We start from the raw sequence: 20,192 nt of genomic DNA on the forward strand, positions 1-20,192 counted from the left end.
CCACTAATGTGGTGATCTGCCACGAACATGTCGTCTAATGTTAATTTCGTGCGGTATGAGTGCCGAGGCCGTTTCTCCTATGTAGGCCTATACACCTACCAACTAGAATTTAACGGAAGATGCGGCGATAACTGCACTTTTTAAACCTAAGAAACAGCTGCTTCGGTGCTAGTTCACTCTTTCAAAACCCGACCGACGTACAAGCCCTTGTTCTGGGTTTCCAGTAATTACATGATGTTTCGGTTACGTAGCTACGGCTAATACGGATGAGCCAGGCTACTCTCACTGAACGCCCTTATCATAACTCGAATCTCTTCTCAACCCACTACCTTGACGAACGGATCAAACACCGGCCCGAGTGGGACTGCGATACCGAAGCGGAAGAGGTGATGGAAGACCTTCAAACACTCTACCAGTTAGAAGGCAGTCTCTTCGAAGGCTACAAAGAAGACGATCTCATCAATAATTGGATCGACGAAGTTCTCAACATCCTCGGCTACGGAACCCAGGTCGAAACCACGCTCCCAGACGGCAACGGATACGTCGACATTCTCCTCTTCGAAAACGACGAACAGCGCCGCGATGCCGCATCCCTCTACCTGGACACCAATAACACCAAAGATCTGTTCAACAACGGGGTAGGCGTCGTCGAAGCCAAACAATGGGATGCCGATTTCAACGTCCGATTCAGCGAGCAAAGACCCTACAGAGACGCCTCCCACCAGATCAAACACTACCTCGAGAACGTCAAAGACATCGAATGGGGTATTCTCACCAACGGACGGAAATGGAGGCTCTACGGCACTAAGGACTACGAGACCAAGACCTACTACGAAGTCGACCTTCCCGAACTCCTTGAACAAGGAGACGTCGAACAGTTCAAATACTTCTACGCGTTCTTCCGGCCAGAAGCATTCCGGGAAACAGCCGGATCCACCTTCCTTGAAACAGTTTGGTCTGAAAGCGAGACCGCATCCCAAGAACTAGGGGAAGACCTCCAGGACAACGTCTTCACAGCACTACGAGTCCTCGGACACGGCTTCATCGAATCCAACGATCTCGACATCGAACCCAACGACACGGAAGCCCTGAACGAGTTGAAAGAGCAGTCCCTCGTGCTGCTGTACCGGTTGATGTTCGTCCTATACGCAGAATCCCGGAACCTGATTCACCCTGAAGAACAAGAAGCCATAGAAGAGTACGAGGAAAACTTCAGCCTTGACCAGCTCCGGCTGAGCATCCACGACACGATCGGCGAAGTGGATCAAGGATTCGAAAGCGAATACAGCGAATACTCCTCCACAATGTGGCGGCAGCTGGAGGACCTGTTCGAGCTGATCGACAAGGGTGAGGAATCCCTGGGGATCCCGCCATACAACGGAGGACTGTTCGACCGTGAGAAGCACGAGTTCCTCTCTGAAAACTCGGTCAGCAACCAGCACCTCGCCGAAGTAATCTACCGCCTGTCCACCACTGAAAACGAAGAAGGACGGTACGTCTTAGCGGATTACGGCGACCTGGACACCCGCCACCTGGGGAGTGTCTACGAAGGACTGCTGGAACACCAGTTCCGGATCGCTCCCGAAGACTACGCAGCCGTAGAAGAGGACGGGGGACAGGTCTGGAAACCTGCCACAGAAGTCACGGTAGCTGACGCAGTCGAAACAGTTTCCGAAGGCAGTCTGTACGTCGTCAACGATGAAGGCGAACGCAAAGCGACTGGTGCATACTACACGCCCGACTACGTTGTCACCTACATCGTAGAGGAAACAGTAGATCCCCTGATCGAAGAGATACGAGAGGATCTGATAGACCAGGGATTCGAACCAGGCACTCAGGAGTACCTGGGTCCGTTCCTCCGCCGAGTAACCGAGTTGAAGATTCTAGATCCTGCCATGGGGAGCGGCCACTTCCTCACTCGGGCAACCGGCTACCTCACAGAGCAGGTGATGCACGAAGTCCGCGAAGTCGAGACCGAGATGGGTGTTGCATTCGACGAACAGCACATCCGCCGTGAAATTGCCAAAGAGTGTATCTATGGGGTCGACCTGAACGGGATGGCTGTCGAACTCGCAAAGCTGTCGATGTGGCTCGACACCCTTGCAGCTGATCGACCGCTGGCTTTCCTCGACCACCACCTGAAGGCAGGCAATTCGCTGGTTGGTTCTGACGTTACACAGGTACTCTCAAACGGATCGCCTGCCGGCAACGATGACGGACAGATCACGCTTACACAGGCATGGGCACGCGTCCGCCAAGACACCTTAGAACACGTCATGGAGCGGATGCAGGAACTGCTCGAAATCGACAACGAAACCCTGGAAGACGTCAAGTCGATGGAAGAGATCTACGACAACATCCGCGAAGATCCTCTCTACCAGCGACTGTTCGAACTCACCAACGTGCATACCGCCGAACAGTTCGGACTGGACGTGCCCGAGGATGCCTACGAACAAATGGCCTCCGCCATTGAAGACGAAAACGAGTGGACTGAAATCCAGGAAAAAGACTGGTTCCGCTCTGCTCAAGGCCACAGCGATGATGAATCCTTCTTCCACTGGGAGCTTGAGTACCCAGAGGTCTTCTTTAACGAAGAAGGCGAAAAGATACCCGAAGCTGGGTTCGATATCATTCTCGGGAATCCTCCATACGTAAGGCAGGAACAGCTACAAGAGATTAAGAGCTATCTCGAGACTGAGTATGATACATACCATGGAGTTGCAGACCTCTACGTTTACTTCATAGAGAAGGGGACCAACCTACTCTACAGTGACGGATACTTCGGTCAGATCATCTCAAACAAATTCATGCGGGCAAACTACGGCAGCGGCGTCAGAAAACAGCTAACCGAAGAAGTCAACCTCGAGAGAATAATTGACTTTGGAGATCTGCCTGTCTTCGAATCTGCGAGTGCTTACCCTTCGATAATCGTATTCAATCGTTCGACAGAGTCTGACGAGAACGTACATGTAGCACAGATTGATGATCTGAACTTCCCTGATCTGAGAACGCGACTGGAACAGGAGTCCTACAGCATCTCTGTAGACGAACTCAAAGACGGGCAGTGGTCATTAGCCTCAAAGAATGAGGCCAAAATCCAGAGTGAGCTTGAGTCCTCTGCTACCAGGATAGAAGACTACATACAGTCCGAGATCAACTACGGCGTGAAAACCGGTCTAAATGATGCCTTCTTCATTGACAGCGAGAAAAGAGAAGATCTGATAGAAAAAGATAGCTCCAGTGAAGAATTGATCAAGCCATTGGCCACTGGGAAAAATGTCCGCCGATACTACATTGATAGTGAAGACAAATACTTGATTTTCACTCGAAGAGGAACTGACATTGACAAATACCCTGCAATCAAAGACCACTTGTTGGACTACCGATCTGAACTTGAACCTAAACCCTCTGGACACACTGGGGACTGGGATGGACGGAAACCCGGCGATTACGAGTGGTACGAGATCCAGGACACAGTCGACTACTGGAAGGATTTCAATAACGAGAAAATCTGTTACCCTGTTATCGCCAACAATCCTCGATTCGTCCTTGACACTGAAGGTTACTATCTAAATGACAAGTGCTTCATTATCTCGGAATCAGACTGGTTCCTTGTTGCGCTTCTAAACTCTAAGGCAGCACACTTCTGGTTCGATAACGAGCTGTCTACATTACGTGGTGGGTACTATGAGTTCCGCTCTGTCCACCTGAAAAGCTTCCCTATCCCTGAAGTCAGTTCAGAGAAACAGGACCTGCTGGAAGATCTTGCTACTGAGCTAACGCGCTTGATCAAAGAAAGAAATCAGGTGAACACTAATCTCTTAGATCATCTTGGCACCTATTCCGACGGACAGACGATTACCGATATCGGTCTTATCCAGCCCCCGTCAGGTTCCTCAGACTCGCCTCTTCAGAAGACCAGTGACGACCTTGACAACCTAAGGGTTGGCAAGGTCAACGTCGATCGAACCTCCTCATCATCCGTAGAAATCCAACTTACCGCACGATACAAGCCAGAAGAAGATGAAGAATACGAAACCGATCAATGGGGATACACCGAGACAGAACTCATCCCTGCACTGCAAATCAGCGACCTCTCTAAAACAGAGGTAGCGTTGATCGAAGAGTTCGTACCTGTTGCCGTCGACGAAGCAGGCGGGTTCGCTAACTTCCGTGAAACCGCTACAAAAACGAATTCGCTTGTTGACCGCCTACGGAAACTCACACTCCCAGAACTGAGTGAAATCGACCAGCGATTCGAAGGCTACCTGGATACCAAGGAGCAGGCCGAAGAACTGGAGGACAAAATCGAAGAAACGGATCGACTGATCGACGAGACCGTATATGAACTGTACGGACTGACTGAGGAAGAGATTAAGATCGTGGAAGAGGCTATCAATCAGTAATATCCTTTCCGGCATCGGGATTGAGAATAAATGGATGTAGTCAATGTCGTAGGATCCGGTTCTCTTGACGTCGAATTAGATCTATCTCAACTCGCTGAAGACCTGGACTCCTCGATCGCGGACTTCGACCCTGACCACTACCCTGGTGTTTATCTTCGATTCGATGACGATGCACCACTCATCACGATCTATCGGACTGGGAAGTACATCGTCACAGGTGCGGAATCTGATGAAGAGGCATACAGATACCGAGATCGTTTCCTTGATCTCTTGTCTGAGATGGGTGTGATACCAGATTCGGATGACCTCCAGTTCAAGATACAGAACTACGTCGTTGTAGCTGACCTTGGAAACGAACAGAACCTGGAATCACTCGCGATCGGACTGGGCCTCGAGCAAACAGAGTATGAACCCGAGCAGTTCCCCGGACTGGTTTATCGACCTGCTGGTCACTCCTGTGTACTACTGATATTCGCCTCCGGTAAAGCAGTCATAGCTGGCGTAACAGACAAGGAAGAAGCCAGGGACGTATTCGCCGACTTGGAAGACACCCTCAACGAATACGGGCTGAACTAACTAAAGTACGCCATCGAATGACCCTATATTTTCTAACTGGCTGATTTCGTCCTCCAGATCGATTATCTCGTCTTCGACTTCTTGGATTCGCTCCATGAAACGGGTCTTCCTGCGCTGCCGCTGATCTTCCAGGTCCGCGATTTTCTCACGGATCTTCCCTGAGTCACCGCCGGCAAAACTGAACGATTGCTGGAGCTGTTCCTCATACTCGTCGATCGCGTCGTCGAACTGGCTGAGTGCTTCCTTGCGTCGGTTTTCCAGCCGCTGTTTCTGTGACTCTTTTTTCGACAGTTGCTCTTTCAAACGCTGGACCTGCCTCCGATGATTCTTCTCGAGATCGTCTAGGACGTCGTCCATTACTCGCGTCGATAGCGTCTCGGCGATCTCCCGACACTGCTCGACCGTTGAGGTCGTCGCGCTCGAGAATCTAGCGAGACGACGGTTCTGGTACAATGCGTATCTGAGGGCGACTAAACAGCTTACAGAACGAATCGGCGAAGCGATCGGGGATCAGGGAAGCGCGAGCGCGGCTGCCGTCGAGAAAAACTACCCAGCGAAGACCGCCGCCGTGACGCCATGTGCGAGAACTTCAGTAATCCCTTCGATGAGATAGACTAGCGTCCAGCCTGGGAGTGTCGCCAAGGCGACAGCGCCAAAAAATTACAGCGCCCTCCCCCACCTTCGCGCGAAAATCTCCAGTTGATCCATACGAAATGCAGGTTTCCTAAATCCATTTGAGCAAAAGAAGCGCTCTACGAGCAGCACACACTTTACCTAGTATTTATTTGATAGCAGTCTACTCTCCAAAACACATGAGCAGTGATGATGGGGACCAATTCTCCTATGAAGGGCAATTAGTCTTCAATGGCATCCATCTAACTAATGTTTTAGATGCCGATTTTGACTTTAATCATGTTATCGAGAACGAGTTGGCTAACTACACTCAAGGCTCAATTGAGCGGCCAGGACGTGGTTATCATACAATTCCATTTGCCAAGTATGCTTCAGAGGAACCCAATATTGGCCGGCACATCAATAGGTTGCTTGGAGAGATAAATGCGTTCAGATATCTCGAGGAAAAGTGGGAATACCGGGAAACAGAAATTGACGGGCAAACAGGTAGTCGTCCAACGATTCAAGACTATTCAACGTTCGATGGATACTGGGCATTTCCAGACCACCTCTTCATAAAGGCAGACAAGTCTAAAGCCGAGAAGGCTAGAAACTTGGTTAAGCAAACTCTCGGAGACTATATTTCACTTCAAGAAGTTGAATTCAGCCCCGATTTTCTCTTATGGCTCTTTTCACATGAGAAAAACAACGAAAGTATTCCTGGAGAGATCTCGGTCAATATGTTAACTGATGCTGAAATTAGAGGAAACAAACCAGATCTATTTGGTCAACACAGTAAAGTTGATGACTCAATCGACATTACAAAATCTGCTCCCGTACTAATCGGTGTCCTTAGTCAAAAAGGACTTGTAGCAATCGAGGGCGTGTTTGGATTAGCAGATAGGTTTGTAAGAGCAAGAATCGATACCGATGGCCGAGTTCATATCAAAGCAGATCATGCGATAAGTGGGTCCTCAGATGTTGAACGCATGGCTATATCACTAGCCTTCCTCAACCAATTTATTGAACTATACCAACATTGGAAAAGCTTGGATTCTGAATTTCGATATCCCCCGCTCGAATTTTTCACAGATATATACGAAGAATGCCAACGTCAGGGTGTAGAAGTTACTTTCTCCATTGATGATGTTGTCAATGAATATCGGAACAAAGGTAGCTCAGAGGAGTACGATGAATACCAATCTGGTCTTGGAGACTTTTAAACTGTAACCTAGATACCTATTACATATGGTCCTCCAGATAGTACTGTAAAAACGATGGCCGTGTCCAACCTCCGTCGAGCAAACACGGGTGATAACTCCCTTGAGAGATATCTCACGGGGTTGTCAACGGCACGCCTTTCGTTAAAGTCAGTTGCTTCAGAAGAGATTGAACCCCTTTGTGATGATTATCCTTTCTCGCAACGGGTATACCAGGGTACAATCATATACAATGAGCCATCGCAGTACACACCTGGAAGGGAAATTGAAATTGATTTTGAATATCGAGACGGATCACAGCTATTCATCCTAGATTTAGAGACAGACGTTAGTTCCGTAGATCGCCTCGCTCAGAACGTTGCAGATGCTATTCCGGAGGGTTTCACGGTATATAGGAATCTCCATGTTCCTGAAGATGGACTTTGGTCTTTTCTAGAACAAGCAGACAGTGTTATTGATATCCATGTACTTGATCAGGGACATGAGGTACCTTATGACGAAGTAGAGGGTGTATCCCGTGAAGATGTAGTTGGCGAATATGCTATTGAGAAAGCAGAGGTCGGATTCGTTGTCGACGGACACCAGATTGTAGTCCGTTATTATCAAGGGAGTATACAAATTGAGACGGACTGGCCAAATGGACGAGAATATATTTTACAGTTATTTGAGCGAGAAGCTTTTTCGGACAATAGTTGATCATGGGAATGGGCGAACCCTCGCGCTGGCAATCGCTCAAACGAACTTTCAATAAGTTTGTCTCCCAATATCGTGAAACCAATCTCGGTTTTGTCGCTCTTTCTGTTGCCTCTGTTTTATTTGGTATAAACGGGTTCGTTTCGTTTTCTAGACACAGGCTGGTTCTTGGAGGAGGGGCTATCACGTGTATCTCTCTGTCTTTGGCCTACAACTACAAGATCGGGCGACCGTTTGGAATTGATATAACGTGTACGCCAACACATATTGTAGATGGCGAGCGTCAGCCGGATACAATGTCTGAACAGAGGGGGATTGCGATGATCCAAGACGGTGAGTTAGTGCTTCACAGTACCGTTCAGCTTTCACGCTTCACCAACGAATTTGAACTATATTTAGAAACTTCAGCAGAGATTGAAGCTGAACTTCGCACAATACCAAAAAGTGAACACAAGTATGATCCAGAAGAGAATGTACTTTGGTGCGAAGAAGTCAATGAATTTGACTTCCCATTAATAATCGAAGTGTTCCCAAAAAGAGGGGTTGCAGAGGGGGGTCGTTATCATAAATTAAAAATAGTCGATCAGAATAGTGGTCGATCGCTTGTCGGCTTTGACATTTTGAACGTAGGGCATTAATTGTGAGAGAGTCATCAAAAAGTTGCCCTGATATGCACTCCCAACTCCCCCCTAGAGTTGCACGTCGTCAGAATCCGATTCCCGAATATGCACACGAGCCGTGACTCGTCGTGTGCACGTCGTCAATTTTAGGGATTCCGAAGTAAACGACCTGTCTGTGCCTCTTTAGGCGATCTGCCTACGTATCGATGTTGATCTCACTTGGAAAAGCTGGGTTCGTGTGTACGAATCGTCTCAGAGCTGCTGCTGAAGGTGACCAATCTTGGTACTGAATATATGAATGTCCGATCGGCGACTAAGGGAGTGCGGCGAGTGTGTCGCGGGCCTGGGCAAGCGACTGTTCGCGAACCTTGAGATCCGACAATGGCTGCTGATTACTCATCGTGATCTCGCTCCTCGCAGGTGACATCGCGAAGCTCCTCAAGCAGCTCCGGGTGGTGTTCCTCGAGGACTTCGATATCCTTCGATAATTCCTCATCGATGCGCCGGCGGACACGAGATGTCGCCTGGTAGCGTCGCTGGTCTCCGTGCTCGCCGGCGATCTGCTCTCGCTCAGTCTCCGTGAGGAGCGCCCGAGTCTTCGACATACGTCCCCGTTCGGCTGTACTGGTTGTAATATTTGCTCACCTCTGCCCATACAATACTTAGCTTATATCCTAATAGTTATCGGATGCTCTAATGTTAGTGCAAATGCTAACCTTTATTTGATTAGCAAATGTACTAACTACTGTGAAGCACAGGGTGGCCGGGAGAAACTCTCGGCCCGGTGTTGGAGCACCGGACCTGTGCTTCTGGAGAGAAGCAATGAGTGTTCAACCGCGAACCCACGAAACGGTTTCGGAAGCACAGACCACCGACCCACGCGCCAACTACATCTCTGTTGGCATCGACAACGAGGGCGCACACCACGTCTACCGGACGACCGACGAGTCCGTTCACGTTATCGAGAACGGCGAGCGCACCGTCCGCTACGACCTCGAGGATGTCGAGAAGACGATCGACGACTGGATCGACTACATTGCCGACCGTCGCGGCGGCTTCGAAGTGCAGTACCTGTTTAAGACGATGGCTGACGCGATCGTCGGCGCTGTCGAGGTGAGCGACCGATGACGATCGTCAACGATCACGAAGCTGTCGCAAAGCGTGCCGAGCAACTTGAGCGCGAAGGCGCTCGCGAGATGCGCCTGCGAGCAGAGGCCCGCGCCGTCGCCGGCTACGAACCGGGCGACATCGAAGCGACTGACGGCTCGGAGATCATTATCGGCGACGACGATAGCCGAGCCCAGACTCTCGAGACCGAGGACGGAATTCTACTCGTCGATGCCGATGACGACCCACGTCTTGCAACCGATGGCGGCTGTGACCAGTCCACCGAACCGACCGTCGAATTCGTGTTCGAGTATACGACGATCAACGGCCGCCGCCGCCGGGTGATGGTTGTCCCCGATACCGGTGGCGAAGCCTGGCGGATCGAACACGAACGCCGCAATAGTACGTGGAGAGAAACGGGTCGCGAACCGATTACCGAGGTTGACCTTCACGTACAGGGACGTCCCAGCGAGCGCGATTCCAGTGAACTCGAGCACCAGAGACAGTCTGCCGTGCCCGATGGCGGCCACATGAACCGTGAGACGTTCCTCACGGACCAGAGACATTACTGCGATATCTGCGAGTGTCCATTCGACTCGCTTGCCGAGCTGGCAAGCCATGACTGCGGACTCCAACCCGAGGGTGGCTAGCTGATCCAGTACACCACCTCGGGATTGCGTTGATTTATCCAGCGCAGTAGACCGCCGCACCCCGCTACTCGAGACGCCTCTCGAGTCGGTCGTCTACTGCTCTACCAGCGTTCCCGATATCGACCAGCAGCGCGAGTCGAATCGCCCGACAATGACACCGAATCCAGAACCAAATGAGCGCGAACACAGACTGTCCCGACCCTGATGCACAGCCACTCCAAACACTCGTCGACGAACTCGAGCGCCTTCACGAACGCGTCACAACTCTTGAGGATGAACTCTCTCAAAAGGACGACCGCATAGGTCGCCTCGAGGCCGAACTCGAGGCGGCCCACAGCGAAACCAAGGATCTCGAAGAACGGCTCGAGGATCTGGAAGAATCACAGACACCCATCGAGGCACGACTGGACGCCCACGAGAAGAAACTCAACGCCAACAAAGACCGCGTCGGTGAACTCCAGGCACGAGAACTCGAGAAGGGCGCACACCTCTTGGAGGATCACGTCGACGAAGGCGAGATCGACGTTGTGGATGGCCGCCTCGAGCGCATCCGCAAAGACGACGGTGAGAGCTACTTCCGACTACCCGAGAGTGACGACCCACTCGAGCGTGGTGGTGATGTCTCCCTCTCGTATGGGGATCTGCTTCCACTCCAGCAGCTCGCGAAGATGGATGAAGATATGCTTCGGGCGACGACATCGGCGCTTCCGTCACGGCTCGCTGCAAAACTCTGGAAGGCACGTACCGATCCGGCAGTTGGAGACAACCCTTGGAGGAAAGGGAGTACAAGCGTTCGAGAGTACGTCACCGCCGGCGATATGAAACACTGGATCCGACGGCAGGAGAAGGGCATCAGTGACGACTATGCAAAGAAGCTGGTCTCCCGAACGATCGATGCGTTACTCGATCTCTCGAAGAGCAGGCTAGCGGTCAAAAAGCGGACGCAGCGCAAGAACGGCCTCGAGTACACGGAACGACGCGTCTTGTTGATGGACGATGTCGACATTCCCGGTGAAATGGCCGGTTCCGGAGACACCTGACGTCGACGGTTGAGGGTGTCTCCCGACGACCCACAACCCCTGAGAAGGGTCTCACTCTATCCGCCCACCTAATATCCAGCACAAGAGCGGTTGTATGCAGTGTACTGTTAGTCTGTAGTACGTCATTTGATCGGTCGTTGTCGGTCTTACTTCAAAGACTTCCCTGTGGGTGTGTCTGAAGACGCCAGCTGTCACCGGAATCCTCTCGTCTCGAGATACGTTCTACGTCCGTGAGAAGTGCAGGAGGGAGAACTGGCCTGGCGTTACCAGAAACAATTTTGGATGTCAACGATTGCGACAATCATAGGTGTGATCTGTATTTTCAAGGTTCACAAACCACTTTCCCAGAGTGCAGTCGCTGGGCCGCCGACGAACTGGGTTGGCTAACTCTGAGTCTGGCGACTGCCAAACTCACATCCTTCAGTCTAACGTTTATATAAGAAGCCGCACCCAACGCCGGCGATGCCCACTGATCGCCAAGAAGACATCCTGATCGCCGTCGCACTGACCGAGTTTTCAGTCCACTACGAGCAGGCCGATCCCGAACTCTCGCGAAGAGCGTGGCAGTTGGCTGCCGATCATCTCCTCGAGTACGATGTCGAACCACGCGAAGCTATCGGCGCACTCGAGATCGAGTAGCTACCGCTCACCGTCCTTGATCAGACCTCAAAAGTCACCCGGATGGGCGTAGAATGGTGGCCGCCGGGCGGACTGAGACAAATAGGGTCGTGGATGATTTGACTGGCCTGTCGCGCGGGGTAACGCGACAGATGAGATGTTTGGGAGAGTTACTATCAACCTCGCTTCGATTCTCAGCTTGTTAGAACCGTCTCTATTGACTCTGTGATCGTCCACTGTTCCGTTGAGGTGCTTGGAACTGTCCTGTATGGCTTTGTGATCGACCACCTTTGTGCGTGATGTCAAACTTGAGGGAAGCTGTCGACGAACTCGTCATCAACCTCCCGTTCGATCCAGAGGCTGGCGACACGGCAGCTGCCGCACCATAAAACCTCACTCGATTGCGAGCAAAACCCGTATTCAACGGGTACTGTTAAGCGGATGACTGTCGAAACCACTAGACAGAACTGCAATGGCTCGCGTCACAGATCCACGGCCACCACTTCCGGAGTGGATTCTCGAGTGCTACGACCGGCTGTGTACGCAGGCATGTCGGCCAGGTGCTGGCGAAGACAGTGTTCCGCTGATCAATTATGACGATGCCACTGCCATTCTGGCCGCCGATGCAGAGTTAGCACTCGAGCAACGGGACGTCGAATACGCACTTACGCGTCTCCTCGAGCGGGGCTACTTCTACGAAGTTGAAGACGAACTTCGGGTGACGTCCCCAGATAAGCATTGTTAACGGCTCTTCGAAGGATTGTCCTGCATATCGATCTCGTGCCACTGCACTCAACTCGAGTCAGTTCGACATCTCACCACTCCATTCACTCCATTACCGGAATTGTCCGGAAGTGATGGCCGCGTTCTGCTAGAGCCCCACCTCATACTCTTCAAACATGCTCTGTTGAACAGCGATCTAATCAGCCGATATCACTGGCTTAGAAGGATGAAGCCGAGGAATTCGATTCTGTCCTATGGAAATCGATCTCCTCGACTTCATTGAGCAGTGTCGTGACCTAGCCAAACAAGCGTTGGGGAAGCACGCGGGCGAGCCCGCCAGCGGCGGGTTCGCCCGCTGGGTCCATGTCGTCCTACACTGTTTTCGGCTCGAAGAAGGTCACAGCTACCGTGAAACGCCGAATCGGTTGAAGTACATGACTGAGATTTGTGACGTACTCGGTCTCGATCGAGAGAACCTCCCCGACTACAGCACGATCTACAAGTCGTTCGATCGGCTGAAAATGTGGGTGTGGCGGGCGTTGCTGCGCGTTTCAGCGCAGCAACACCCGCAGTCTGGCCACGCTGCTCTCGACAGCACGTTCTTTGACCGCCGCCGTTCTTCGTCGTACTTCCGCCAGCGGTCAGGAAATACCGTGCAGACGCTGAAAGTGACGACATTAACTGATATAGAGTCGCTCGCTGTTCTCGATGTCCATATCACAGCACGGTGGAAGCACGATACGAAGACCGGACCGCAGGTCGTCCGCCGAAACGCGGACGACCTGCAGTCCGTGGTTGCCGACAACGCGTTCCAAGACTGGCACACTGAGTACGAAATCTCCGCACTTGACGTTGAGTACCTTGTTCACTACCGCGGCTCATCACCGAATGCAGTCATGAACAACGCGCTCATCCGGGCAAAAGGATACTCTCAGCGCTGGATGGCCGAAACCTCGTACTCAACAACGAAGCGCTCGCTCGGCGACGCCGTGCGAGCGCTGGGCTGGTATCGCCAGTTCCGTGAAATTGTCTTGATGTTCGCCCTCATCAATATAGAATCGCTGTGTGAGCCGCTGTAACCGTGATCCAGCATCTATTCAACAGAGCATTCAAACACGGACTCGAATCCCTCGTCGACGACCTGCTGGACGAGTTCAGCGAACGAACTTCGATTACCTGGAGCCTCCACGAGCGACCGAAACGCACTCTCGAAGTGATGCCCATGAGAAGGCCGATCCCGACTTGAGGTTTCGTGAGCGGCTTCGTGCAACACCACGAGATACAGGTCGTGCATCCAGACTGCACGCTGGCGGCTCGTCACAGCGGAGTCAGTGATCACGATGTACGTCCTGCCGTCGGTCCAGGCATCGGCACTTGCCTCACCGTAGTACACATCTCGGTCAATCCCAAGTTCGCTTGCGAGCACTCGAGCGAAGCGGAGATAGCGCTGCTGATCAGCGTTCAACTGCGATTCATCCTCGACGCGATGATAGCCAGTCCAGACGCCCTCCGACTCTGCTTGCTCGCCAACGTCAAACGTCTCCGGCACCGCTATCGATGTATCTTCGTCATTGGCGAGATCGCGAAGCCGTTGGGTTGCTGCATCGCTCGTATCGAGGACGACGTAGCCACGCTCGACGAGCTTGTCCGCCCCTTTCTGGGCTCCATCGACCCATCCAATCTTTCGGGTCGCTTGGATCTCCTCGAGGCTGATACGGGACTCGGTTGCCAACTGGAACAGCTTGCGCTCGGCCCACTGCTCGTCCGATGACTCGGACGCCATCGCCTCGATCATCACCTCTCGACTCTCGGCAGTCAGCCGGTCGTCCGAGACCTCTGCATACAGATCGTCACGTGCCTGCTCGAGTGCGTCGTCGATCCGCTGCCAGCGGTCACAGCCTGACTGGATGTCGTTGCGGGCAAAGTTCAGCGTCAAGTTCCCCTTCGAGACGACGACTCCGCCGACTCCGTACTCCCGTTTCGTCGTCACGTACAGACCGTTACTGTAGATATCGAGTCCCTCGTGGGGTGTGTACTCGAGTGCGAGAATCGCATCGTCAGTTTCGCGTGTGAGTGACGGATGTGGCGAGTCCGCCACTGCCTCGAGTGGATCGCCCTTGTCAACCGGCTCGCCGTTGATCACGACCGAGACGCCTGTCCGGGATTGCACGTACGCGAAGCGCTTGCGAAGATCACGAACGTAGCGCCGCCAGCGGTAGCTGTCCGGATCGGGCACTTCGTCTTCGTAGTGATCGATCTCGACAAGCATCCCCTCGAGATGATGCTCAGCGTCCACGACCTGGCCATCGCGCCCGCTGACGTCTGCCCACGGCCCAGAGTCGCGTCGATCTCGGTAGTCGAAACACAGTGCGGTGTCGTGACTCCAGATGCGAACGGCACCTTTCGCGATGATCGCACCCTTGCCGATTCCCCACTCGCCGATTGTCTCGTCGTCCGATCGTTGCTTGCTTCCCGCGCCGAGTACTGAGAGGTTGCGCCGCCCTTCGGTCGACTCGAGATTGACACCAGCGCCATCATCGAGGATGAGCGACCGCTCAGGCGAGATACTGACCAGAACCCGAGTTGATCCAGGACTGTCGATGCCGTTTTGGACGGCTTCGCGGATTGCGTCTGTGAGATCCGCCATCTGATCTTCGATAAGGTACGTTGCAACCCGCTCGTCAGCCGTCATCGTCACGGTCTCGTCAGCCGATGGCTGACTGGCCGGCCTCGAGTCGGTTGTCTCGTTCGTCGCGAACTCCGAGAGCGTCGGATGATCTGTCATGGTGTCCACCCATGTGGCACCACAGAAACCGAACCGTGCGGTCACTTGGGAACAGGAATGAACTCTGGTTCGACTTGACGTAGTCTCCCGGTGCTCTCGAGGAATGAGTAGAGATCGTCGTACAGGCCAGTGTCTTCGTCAGTGCCGTCTGCGGATGAGCGTAACGTGTACCAGTCGCCGACGATCGCACAGAACCGCTGGGCGCGAGTCATCGCGACGTTCAACCGCCGAGGACCGTCAATGGGTCGCCCGAGGAAGCCTGTCTCGCCCGCTGCATTACTTCGAACTAACGAAATTACGATTGCGACCTTTTCGCTCCCTTGGAAGGAATCGATCGTGTCGACCGTGATGTCTCTTCCAGAATCAAGATGTCTCGCTAGCTTCTTTCGAATAGCGTTAGCCTGGGCCGTGTATGGCGTAATGACGCCGACTTCGGATGGGCTGAGATCTGCATCGGCGAGCAGTTCGCCGACGATATGGGCAACGAGTCGCACCTCTGCGTCGTTGCGCTTGGAGTGATCAATCGTCTCCTCGCTCCCACCGATATCATAGCTGACGAACGCCGGACGGTCCTCAAGTGCGGTAACGTTACGCCCTTGCCGCAGGGCCCGGTCGTAGAAGCGGCTGTTCGGAAACCAGGCGATATCGCGATGCATCCGGTACTGCGTTCGGAGCTGGATACCGACTCCCTGGTAAATACCGCCGTCAGCGTAGAGGTGTTCGAACAGGGAGAGACCGGCTGCAGACTCCGGCGGTTCTTCGGTTGCACTGAATGGCGGCAATTGCTTGTGATCGCCTGCGAGGATCACTTTGTCCGCTCGTGCAAGCGGAATACACGAGGCGGTGCATGTCGCCTGTGTCGCCTCGTCGAGGACGAGCACATCGAACTCTCGCTCGAGGGTCGCTGCACTGCTGTTCGTCGCTGCGACGACATCGGCTAGTCCGTCGCAGGTAGCATACTGGGTGCTGACGACTTCATTTGATGATCTACTGGCGTTCACGCGCCGGAGTACGAATTCGCCGGCACCGTGTTGTGCATGGGCGTGCAGTGATCGGTCGTCAGTCTCAGTCGTTGTGCTCGAGCCAGCAACGAGATTGTCGACTGCTTGGTTTGAATCGGCACAGACGAGGACGTCGTCCCCAGCCTCAACTGACCGCCTGACGACTTCGACGAGCGTTCGCGTCTTGCCTGTACCTGGTGGTCCATGAATGCAGAAGAGGTGATCAGCAAGGAGGGCACAGGACACTGCAAGCTCCTGTTCTTGATTCAGTTCGACGTCTTGCTGACTACTCTTGACACCAGCCGTGTCCCCGAAGGTGACTGCTGTGTCGCCTGTCAAGAGCGCGCGTTGATCATCACGCTCGCGAACGCGCGTAATCGCAGCAAGTTCGCGCTCGTACGGAACGGGATTTAACAGTTGAGTGAGTGCAAAATCCCGTCGCTTCTGGCGGAGGAACACACCGACAGCCGACCGGTTCTCGATCGTATACCAGTCGATAGCGAGACTGACGGTTAGTCCCTCGATCGCATCGACTGTCGCTGGAATCGGGAACGCGTCTGGTGAGTGTTCTTTACTTGGTGAGTGGAGGAGCACTTCGTTTCCTTCGAAGATCCGGAATTCGCTCTGGACGACTCGATACGTGTCATGCTGCCGATCTACTTGCCCGTCATCGATTCTGAATCGGTAGACACCATCTTCTGGGTGGCCAAGGGATGCAAGCGATGGAATCGCACCGAACCCCTCGGCACGGAGTGCCTCGGGCGTCGACGCGGCTGCTTTCGCTCGGTTTTCATCACGTTGGGCATCCATCTCCGCTTGGACAAATGACTCGAGTTCGTCAAAGAAGGTGTCCGTGTCGTTGTCGTCAGAAAGCGGATTTCGCGGTGGTTCCCGCTCTGCAATGGGAGAGTCGAAGTACGACGGCGGATCGTCAGGCGCGTAATCGGAGTGCCAGAAGCGTACCCGGTTGGCTAGCGATGAGACGGCAAACGTGTCTTGATCGACCGAAGCATAGTCGCCGCCATCATCGTAGATGAAAACATCGCCATGGAGTGCGTGTTCTGTGAAGGCGAGATATTCGCCCGAGAGTGCTGCGCTATTGCGCGCATGGAGTGGAACCACAATCCAGTCGTCTTTCTCGGGATGTGCGAGTTGGTCGTGGTAGCTCGCATATTCAACGATCCCATCGATTGGAATGGGGTCATCTCGCACCGGTTCGAACGTCTCGTCTGCCGGTGAATGGAGGGCAGCACTCGAGAGGTCGAACTTGCCGATCGCACTCTCGAAGAGGAGAGACATGTCGATCAGAACGAATCACTGAATCCTAAATCTTCCCGTTCAGTGAAGTCATCACATGGCTAGTAGTTTTGACAGAGTGTGTCACAGACCACTTCTCATGAGGCTAATTACCTCTACTTCTCGATGAATCGGCCGACAAATGGCTCTGCGAACGGAACACCAGAAAGAATATGTGAGCCTTCTACTCCAGTGCTATTATGAAAGACAAGTGGAAATATTTGTATGGTGGAATTATGTTCTTTCTTCTGACAGCGGTTACTGTCGGGTATTCCTTCTACGATATAGGTCTTCTAATCCCTGTAGTCGGACTAATCGTATGTTTTGGGATTTCACTCATAATGATACGTCCATTGATGTACGGCTATGTGATGATTGGATTCGGAGTGATGCTCCTCGCTCTTGTTGCAGTACTTATCCTCGGCGAATCAAGTCTTCTCATTAGAGGACTTACCGCCATCATTGGAATCGGAGCAATTATTCGTGGATTACAGGCACAAAGAGTCTGTCATAGAAAGACTCGCAGGCAATTTGTTTCAACTCTCTTTGAGTGAATTAGCCGGTAAGTAGATGTGCGAAGATAACACTATTGGAGTTTACCGTCAATTAACTAATGTGAGGATTTAAACTGTTTTCGAAACAAGATCTAAGCATGAGTGATAAGAAGCCGAACAACCCACTGACGCCGTACTTCCCATCAGAAACTCCCAGTCTCTCAGGGAACGTTCCCAAGTGGATAGCAATCGGTGTCGTACTGTGGGGGGTTTTCTGGGCGATTTACATGCTTCTTGACCTTCTTTTTGGGAGTATCCCGTCTCCATTCTAAATGGAATAAAAAAGTGTGTCTAAGATATTTAATCGTACTCTTAGGGATCAGGTGGATATTCGGAGGTTCCCACGAGAAAAGCAGCCTACTGGGAAAACCGCACGACGAGGGAAGCTATGAACTAGTCTGCTGATCCCTATCTGTTACTTGCTTGCCCTATACCGACCGTACACTGCGGAGTCGAATGGGCCTGTGACCGATTCTATGACACGCTCGGCACAAAGGGCAATAGCAGCTAAGTAGTCGTGGCCGTTACCTGCTTCTCCTGTACTTATCATTTATTGCGATTACCAGCTCAACAGATCAGATAATCTATGACGGCCTTGTTTTGGCGTCCTGTTCTACGAAGTCTTGACCGTGACCTCATCAGATGGTGTCACTACCACGCGGAACTCACCAACCGAGAATCGAATCTCGAGATCAGTATCAGCTTGCGGGCTTGCCGAATCCACGACCCGCTCGAGGGCTTCGATGTTGATCACCCGCTGGAGTTGGTACTCGTCCCGATCGAGGCCCTGTTCCTCGAGTGCAGTGATGATCTCAAGTAGAAGCGGTCGATCACTCATCGCCAATCATCTCGCTGACGATGTCGATGATCTCCTGAGCGGACGAACTGATCCGCTCAAGCCGGTCGAAGATCGTCTCCGGCTCGTCACCGTGCCACGCGGCGAGGTAAAACGCTGATCCACTGGTATCCAACTCGAAGTAGCGTCCAACAATGTAGCCGACCGCTTCGGCCTCGAGTTCACGTTTCGATCGCTCAGCCTCGTCGTCGACGCCACTGTGCAAGAGTGCGTGCGCGTACTCGTGAACGAGCGTGACGGCGAGGTCAGCGTCGTTCTCACGATCTCGGACGGCGACGCGTGGCTGCTCTTGAGGGCGGTACTCACAGATTCCCTTGGCACTCCCATGCGACCAGTCCTGGGGTGGCACGACCTCTACGTCTACCTCGAGGGGATCTGCTGCCTCGAGGAGTGCGGGAACCAACTCGTCAGCTTGTCCCTTGGCTTCGGTCTCGAGGTCGGGCAGTGGCTCGCCGTCAGTCTGCGAGATATCGAAGACGGGCGCTGGCCGAAAGCCCACAAGTCCCTTTTCCCAGCTGTCCGGCGGAGTCTCATCGTATTCACAGTCATTGCGATCGTGGTACGACGGCGAGTTTCCGCAGTCGGGACATTGCTTTGCAATGATGGGTGCCCAGATCCAGATCGCTGTCTCCCCTTCTTTGACGTGCCGGTCGAACTCGTTTTGCCATGTTCGGTAGCCAGCAACGCGTGTTGCCTGCGGACACTGGAGTTTGATCAACAGCGTGTTTCGGTGCGAGTAGTCGTGGAACCGACTCTGGACGTCCAACCACTCTGTGAACTGCTCGCTCGAGACGGCGTCATCGACCTCGTCGACGAGGTCCTGAACCCATGCCTCGATCGTACTGTGCATCTCGTCGTGCCGGGTGTCCGAATCGTCGAACGTTTCCCGGGAGCTGCTGCTCGTAGCCATGTTTGATCACTGCCTCTCGAGTCGAGTCGGATCGAATCGAATTGAACTCGAGAAGACCTCCGCCCCTCAGGGGGTCTCAAAAATACGCCGGACTCGAGCAGCTAGAGAGCCGTCAGTCAGCGGACGCCAGGATCTCGAGTAGCAGTAACGACAGATGCAAACCGATCAGTTCTGTTCCTGTTGATAAGCAATCCGTTGGAGAGCGTCAGCGATCGCCTCCACAGCAGCGACGAACCGCCACGAGAGATAAAGTACCCCGAGCAGTATGCCAAGCCAGATTATAGATGTTATATGTTGAGTGAGAAATAAGTAGACTACCAAAAGCCCGTAGAGGACACCGATTCCGATAAACCATTTCTGGGGAATTGTTGGTGGAGACCAACCAGACATGTTTCTCTTTTCTAAGAAGGTGTACATAAAATCAGCTAAATCTAAATCGATATATGCGCCTCTATACTTCCTGATCGTGTGTCCGAGAACTCCCACAGGGTCGGACGGACGATCTTGAGTTAGCAATAAGTACAG

Annotated in this window: 20 protein-coding genes; 13 read left to right on the forward strand and 7 right to left on the reverse strand. The window is 52.9% G+C overall.

Annotated features, from left to right (window positions below):
• The first annotated feature begins 266 nt into the window (after positions 1 to 266).
• Positions 267 to 4,406 carry an Eco57I restriction-modification methylase domain-containing protein gene (locus BDK88_RS20155; protein WP_130501920.1) on the forward strand — a complete coding sequence of 1,380 codons (4,140 nt, stop codon included), beginning with the start codon at positions 267 to 269 and terminating at the stop codon, positions 4,404 to 4,406.
• A 30-nt stretch (positions 4,407 to 4,436) separates the two neighbouring features.
• On the forward strand, positions 4,437 to 4,982 hold the full coding sequence (locus BDK88_RS20160) for a TATA-box-binding protein (RefSeq protein ID WP_130501921.1): 546 nt from the start codon (positions 4,437 to 4,439) through the stop codon (positions 4,980 to 4,982).
• Here BDK88_RS20160 and BDK88_RS20165 read toward each other — a convergent pair whose 3' ends face one another.
• On the reverse strand, positions 4,983 to 5,339 hold the full coding sequence (locus tag BDK88_RS20165) for a hypothetical protein (RefSeq protein WP_130501922.1): 357 nt from the start codon (positions 5,337 to 5,339) through the stop codon (positions 4,983 to 4,985).
• Positions 5,340 to 5,794: 455 nt separating this feature from the next.
• On the opposite strand from BDK88_RS20165, the gene BDK88_RS20170 reads away from it, so the two are divergent.
• The 3 genes from BDK88_RS20170 to BDK88_RS20180 are packed head-to-tail and all read left to right on the forward strand — an operon-like array spanning position 5,795 to position 8,145.
• Positions 5,795 to 6,817: a hypothetical protein gene (locus BDK88_RS20170; protein ID WP_130501923.1), complete on the forward strand. Its 1,023-nt coding sequence runs from the start codon at positions 5,795 to 5,797 to the stop codon at positions 6,815 to 6,817.
• A 54-nt stretch (positions 6,818 to 6,871) separates the two neighbouring features.
• On the forward strand, positions 6,872 to 7,510 hold the full coding sequence (locus BDK88_RS20175) for a hypothetical protein (protein ID WP_130501924.1): 639 nt from the start codon (positions 6,872 to 6,874) through the stop codon (positions 7,508 to 7,510).
• A 2-nt stretch (positions 7,511 to 7,512) separates the two neighbouring features.
• A complete protein-coding gene (locus tag BDK88_RS20180; protein WP_130501925.1) occupies positions 7,513 to 8,145 on the forward strand; it encodes a hypothetical protein in 633 nt (210 codons plus the stop codon).
• A 374-nt stretch (positions 8,146 to 8,519) separates the two neighbouring features.
• Here the strand turns inward: BDK88_RS20180 and BDK88_RS20185 are convergent, their stop codons facing one another.
• On the reverse strand, positions 8,520 to 8,732 hold the full coding sequence (locus tag BDK88_RS20185) for a hypothetical protein (RefSeq protein ID WP_130501926.1): 213 nt from the start codon (positions 8,730 to 8,732) through the stop codon (positions 8,520 to 8,522).
• Positions 8,733 to 8,949: 217 nt separating this feature from the next.
• Here BDK88_RS20185 and BDK88_RS20190 point away from each other — a divergent pair, with 217 nt between their 5' ends.
• The 6 genes from BDK88_RS20190 (at position 8,950) to BDK88_RS20210 (ending at position 13,344) form a co-directional block, all read left to right on the forward strand.
• Positions 8,950 to 9,255 carry a hypothetical protein gene (locus tag BDK88_RS20190; RefSeq protein ID WP_130501927.1) on the forward strand — a complete coding sequence of 102 codons (306 nt, stop codon included), beginning with the start codon at positions 8,950 to 8,952 and terminating at the stop codon, positions 9,253 to 9,255.
• Complete coding sequence (locus BDK88_RS20195) at positions 9,252 to 9,884, forward strand: hypothetical protein (RefSeq protein WP_130501928.1); 633 nt, start codon at positions 9,252 to 9,254, stop codon at positions 9,882 to 9,884. Before BDK88_RS20190 ends, BDK88_RS20195 begins: the two co-directional genes overlap by 4 nt.
• 173 nt (positions 9,885 to 10,057) lie before the next feature.
• Positions 10,058 to 10,924: a hypothetical protein gene (locus BDK88_RS20200; protein ID WP_130501929.1), complete on the forward strand. Its 867-nt coding sequence runs from the start codon at positions 10,058 to 10,060 to the stop codon at positions 10,922 to 10,924.
• A gap of 462 nt (positions 10,925 to 11,386) precedes the next feature.
• A complete protein-coding gene (locus BDK88_RS21430) occupies positions 11,387 to 11,563 on the forward strand; it encodes a hypothetical protein (RefSeq protein ID WP_165397019.1) in 177 nt (58 codons plus the stop codon).
• Positions 11,564 to 12,014: 451 nt separating this feature from the next.
• A complete protein-coding gene (locus BDK88_RS20205; protein ID WP_130501930.1) occupies positions 12,015 to 12,287 on the forward strand; it encodes a hypothetical protein in 273 nt (90 codons plus the stop codon).
• Between the two features lie 232 nt (positions 12,288 to 12,519).
• Positions 12,520 to 13,344 (forward strand): IS5 family transposase, encoded by an 825-nt coding sequence (locus BDK88_RS20210; protein WP_130501931.1) that lies wholly within the window; start codon positions 12,520 to 12,522, stop codon positions 13,342 to 13,344.
• A 14-nt stretch (positions 13,345 to 13,358) separates the two neighbouring features.
• Here the strand turns inward: BDK88_RS20210 and BDK88_RS20215 are convergent, their stop codons facing one another.
• Both BDK88_RS20215 and BDK88_RS20220 read right to left on the reverse strand, forming a co-directional pair.
• Positions 13,359 to 15,050, reverse strand: coding sequence for an ATP-binding protein (locus tag BDK88_RS20215; RefSeq protein WP_130501932.1), 1,692 nt, complete (start codon positions 15,048 to 15,050; stop codon positions 13,359 to 13,361).
• Positions 15,051 to 15,091: 41 nt separating this feature from the next.
• Complete coding sequence (locus tag BDK88_RS20220) at positions 15,092 to 17,350, reverse strand: AAA domain-containing protein (RefSeq protein ID WP_130501933.1); 2,259 nt, start codon at positions 17,348 to 17,350, stop codon at positions 15,092 to 15,094.
• Between the two features lie 197 nt (positions 17,351 to 17,547).
• Here BDK88_RS20220 and BDK88_RS20225 point away from each other — a divergent pair, with 197 nt between their 5' ends.
• On the forward strand, positions 17,548 to 17,901 hold the full coding sequence (locus tag BDK88_RS20225; RefSeq protein WP_130501934.1) for a hypothetical protein: 354 nt from the start codon (positions 17,548 to 17,550) through the stop codon (positions 17,899 to 17,901).
• Between the two features lie 98 nt (positions 17,902 to 17,999).
• Positions 18,000 to 18,173 (forward strand): hypothetical protein, encoded by a 174-nt coding sequence (locus BDK88_RS21435; protein ID WP_165397020.1) that lies wholly within the window; start codon positions 18,000 to 18,002, stop codon positions 18,171 to 18,173.
• 341 nt (positions 18,174 to 18,514) lie between these two features.
• Here the strand turns inward: BDK88_RS21435 and BDK88_RS20230 are convergent, their stop codons facing one another.
• From BDK88_RS20230 to BDK88_RS20240, 3 genes are all read right to left on the reverse strand, one after another.
• The gene (locus BDK88_RS20230) at positions 18,515 to 18,739 is read right to left on the reverse strand and encodes a HalOD1 output domain-containing protein (RefSeq protein WP_130501935.1); all 225 of its coding nucleotides are present in this window, start codon (positions 18,737 to 18,739) and stop codon (positions 18,515 to 18,517) included.
• Positions 18,732 to 19,667, reverse strand: coding sequence for an ArdC-like ssDNA-binding domain-containing protein (locus tag BDK88_RS20235; protein WP_130501936.1), 936 nt, complete (start codon positions 19,665 to 19,667; stop codon positions 18,732 to 18,734). Before BDK88_RS20235 ends, BDK88_RS20230 begins: the two co-directional genes overlap by 8 nt.
• 165 nt (positions 19,668 to 19,832) lie before the next feature.
• The gene (locus BDK88_RS20240; protein ID WP_130501937.1) at positions 19,833 to 20,153 is read right to left on the reverse strand and encodes a hypothetical protein; all 321 of its coding nucleotides are present in this window, start codon (positions 20,151 to 20,153) and stop codon (positions 19,833 to 19,835) included.
• Between the last annotated feature and the right edge of the window lie 39 nt (positions 20,154 to 20,192).

It is taken from the genome of Natrinema hispanicum (assembly GCF_004217335.1).
GTDB classification, from domain to species: domain Archaea; phylum Halobacteriota; class Halobacteria; order Halobacteriales; family Natrialbaceae; genus Natrinema; species Natrinema hispanicum.

What these genes read in the sequence shown, in the direction of transcription:
- BDK88_RS20155 (WP_130501920.1), top strand. Translation starts at nt 267, where the DNA reads ATGAGCCAGGCTACTCTCACTGAACGCCCTTATCATAACTCGAATCTC.
- BDK88_RS20160 (WP_130501921.1), top strand. Translation starts at nt 4,437, where the DNA reads ATGGATGTAGTCAATGTCGTAGGATCCGGTTCTCTTGACGTCGAATTA.
- BDK88_RS20165 (WP_130501922.1), bottom strand. Translation starts at nt 5,339, where the DNA reads ATGGACGACGTCCTAGACGATCTCGAGAAGAATCATCGGAGGCAGGTC.
- BDK88_RS20170 (WP_130501923.1), top strand. Translation starts at nt 5,795, where the DNA reads ATGAGCAGTGATGATGGGGACCAATTCTCCTATGAAGGGCAATTAGTC.
- BDK88_RS20175 (WP_130501924.1), top strand. Translation starts at nt 6,872, where the DNA reads ATGGCCGTGTCCAACCTCCGTCGAGCAAACACGGGTGATAACTCCCTT.
- BDK88_RS20180 (WP_130501925.1), top strand. Translation starts at nt 7,513, where the DNA reads ATGGGAATGGGCGAACCCTCGCGCTGGCAATCGCTCAAACGAACTTTC.
- BDK88_RS20185 (WP_130501926.1), bottom strand. Translation starts at nt 8,732, where the DNA reads ATGTCGAAGACTCGGGCGCTCCTCACGGAGACTGAGCGAGAGCAGATC.
- BDK88_RS20190 (WP_130501927.1), top strand. Translation starts at nt 8,950, where the DNA reads ATGAGTGTTCAACCGCGAACCCACGAAACGGTTTCGGAAGCACAGACC.
- BDK88_RS20195 (WP_130501928.1), top strand. Translation starts at nt 9,252, where the DNA reads ATGACGATCGTCAACGATCACGAAGCTGTCGCAAAGCGTGCCGAGCAA.
- BDK88_RS20200 (WP_130501929.1), top strand. Translation starts at nt 10,058, where the DNA reads ATGAGCGCGAACACAGACTGTCCCGACCCTGATGCACAGCCACTCCAA.
- BDK88_RS21430 (WP_165397019.1), top strand. Translation starts at nt 11,387, where the DNA reads ATGCCCACTGATCGCCAAGAAGACATCCTGATCGCCGTCGCACTGACC.
- BDK88_RS20205 (WP_130501930.1), top strand. Translation starts at nt 12,015, where the DNA reads ATGGCTCGCGTCACAGATCCACGGCCACCACTTCCGGAGTGGATTCTC.
- BDK88_RS20210 (WP_130501931.1), top strand. Translation starts at nt 12,520, where the DNA reads ATGGAAATCGATCTCCTCGACTTCATTGAGCAGTGTCGTGACCTAGCC.
- BDK88_RS20215 (WP_130501932.1), bottom strand. Translation starts at nt 15,050, where the DNA reads ATGACAGATCATCCGACGCTCTCGGAGTTCGCGACGAACGAGACAACC.
- BDK88_RS20220 (WP_130501933.1), bottom strand. Translation starts at nt 17,350, where the DNA reads ATGTCTCTCCTCTTCGAGAGTGCGATCGGCAAGTTCGACCTCTCGAGT.
- BDK88_RS20225 (WP_130501934.1), top strand. Translation starts at nt 17,548, where the DNA reads ATGAAAGACAAGTGGAAATATTTGTATGGTGGAATTATGTTCTTTCTT.
- BDK88_RS21435 (WP_165397020.1), top strand. Translation starts at nt 18,000, where the DNA reads ATGAGTGATAAGAAGCCGAACAACCCACTGACGCCGTACTTCCCATCA.
- BDK88_RS20230 (WP_130501935.1), bottom strand. Translation starts at nt 18,739, where the DNA reads ATGAGTGATCGACCGCTTCTACTTGAGATCATCACTGCACTCGAGGAA.
- BDK88_RS20235 (WP_130501936.1), bottom strand. Translation starts at nt 19,667, where the DNA reads ATGGCTACGAGCAGCAGCTCCCGGGAAACGTTCGACGATTCGGACACC.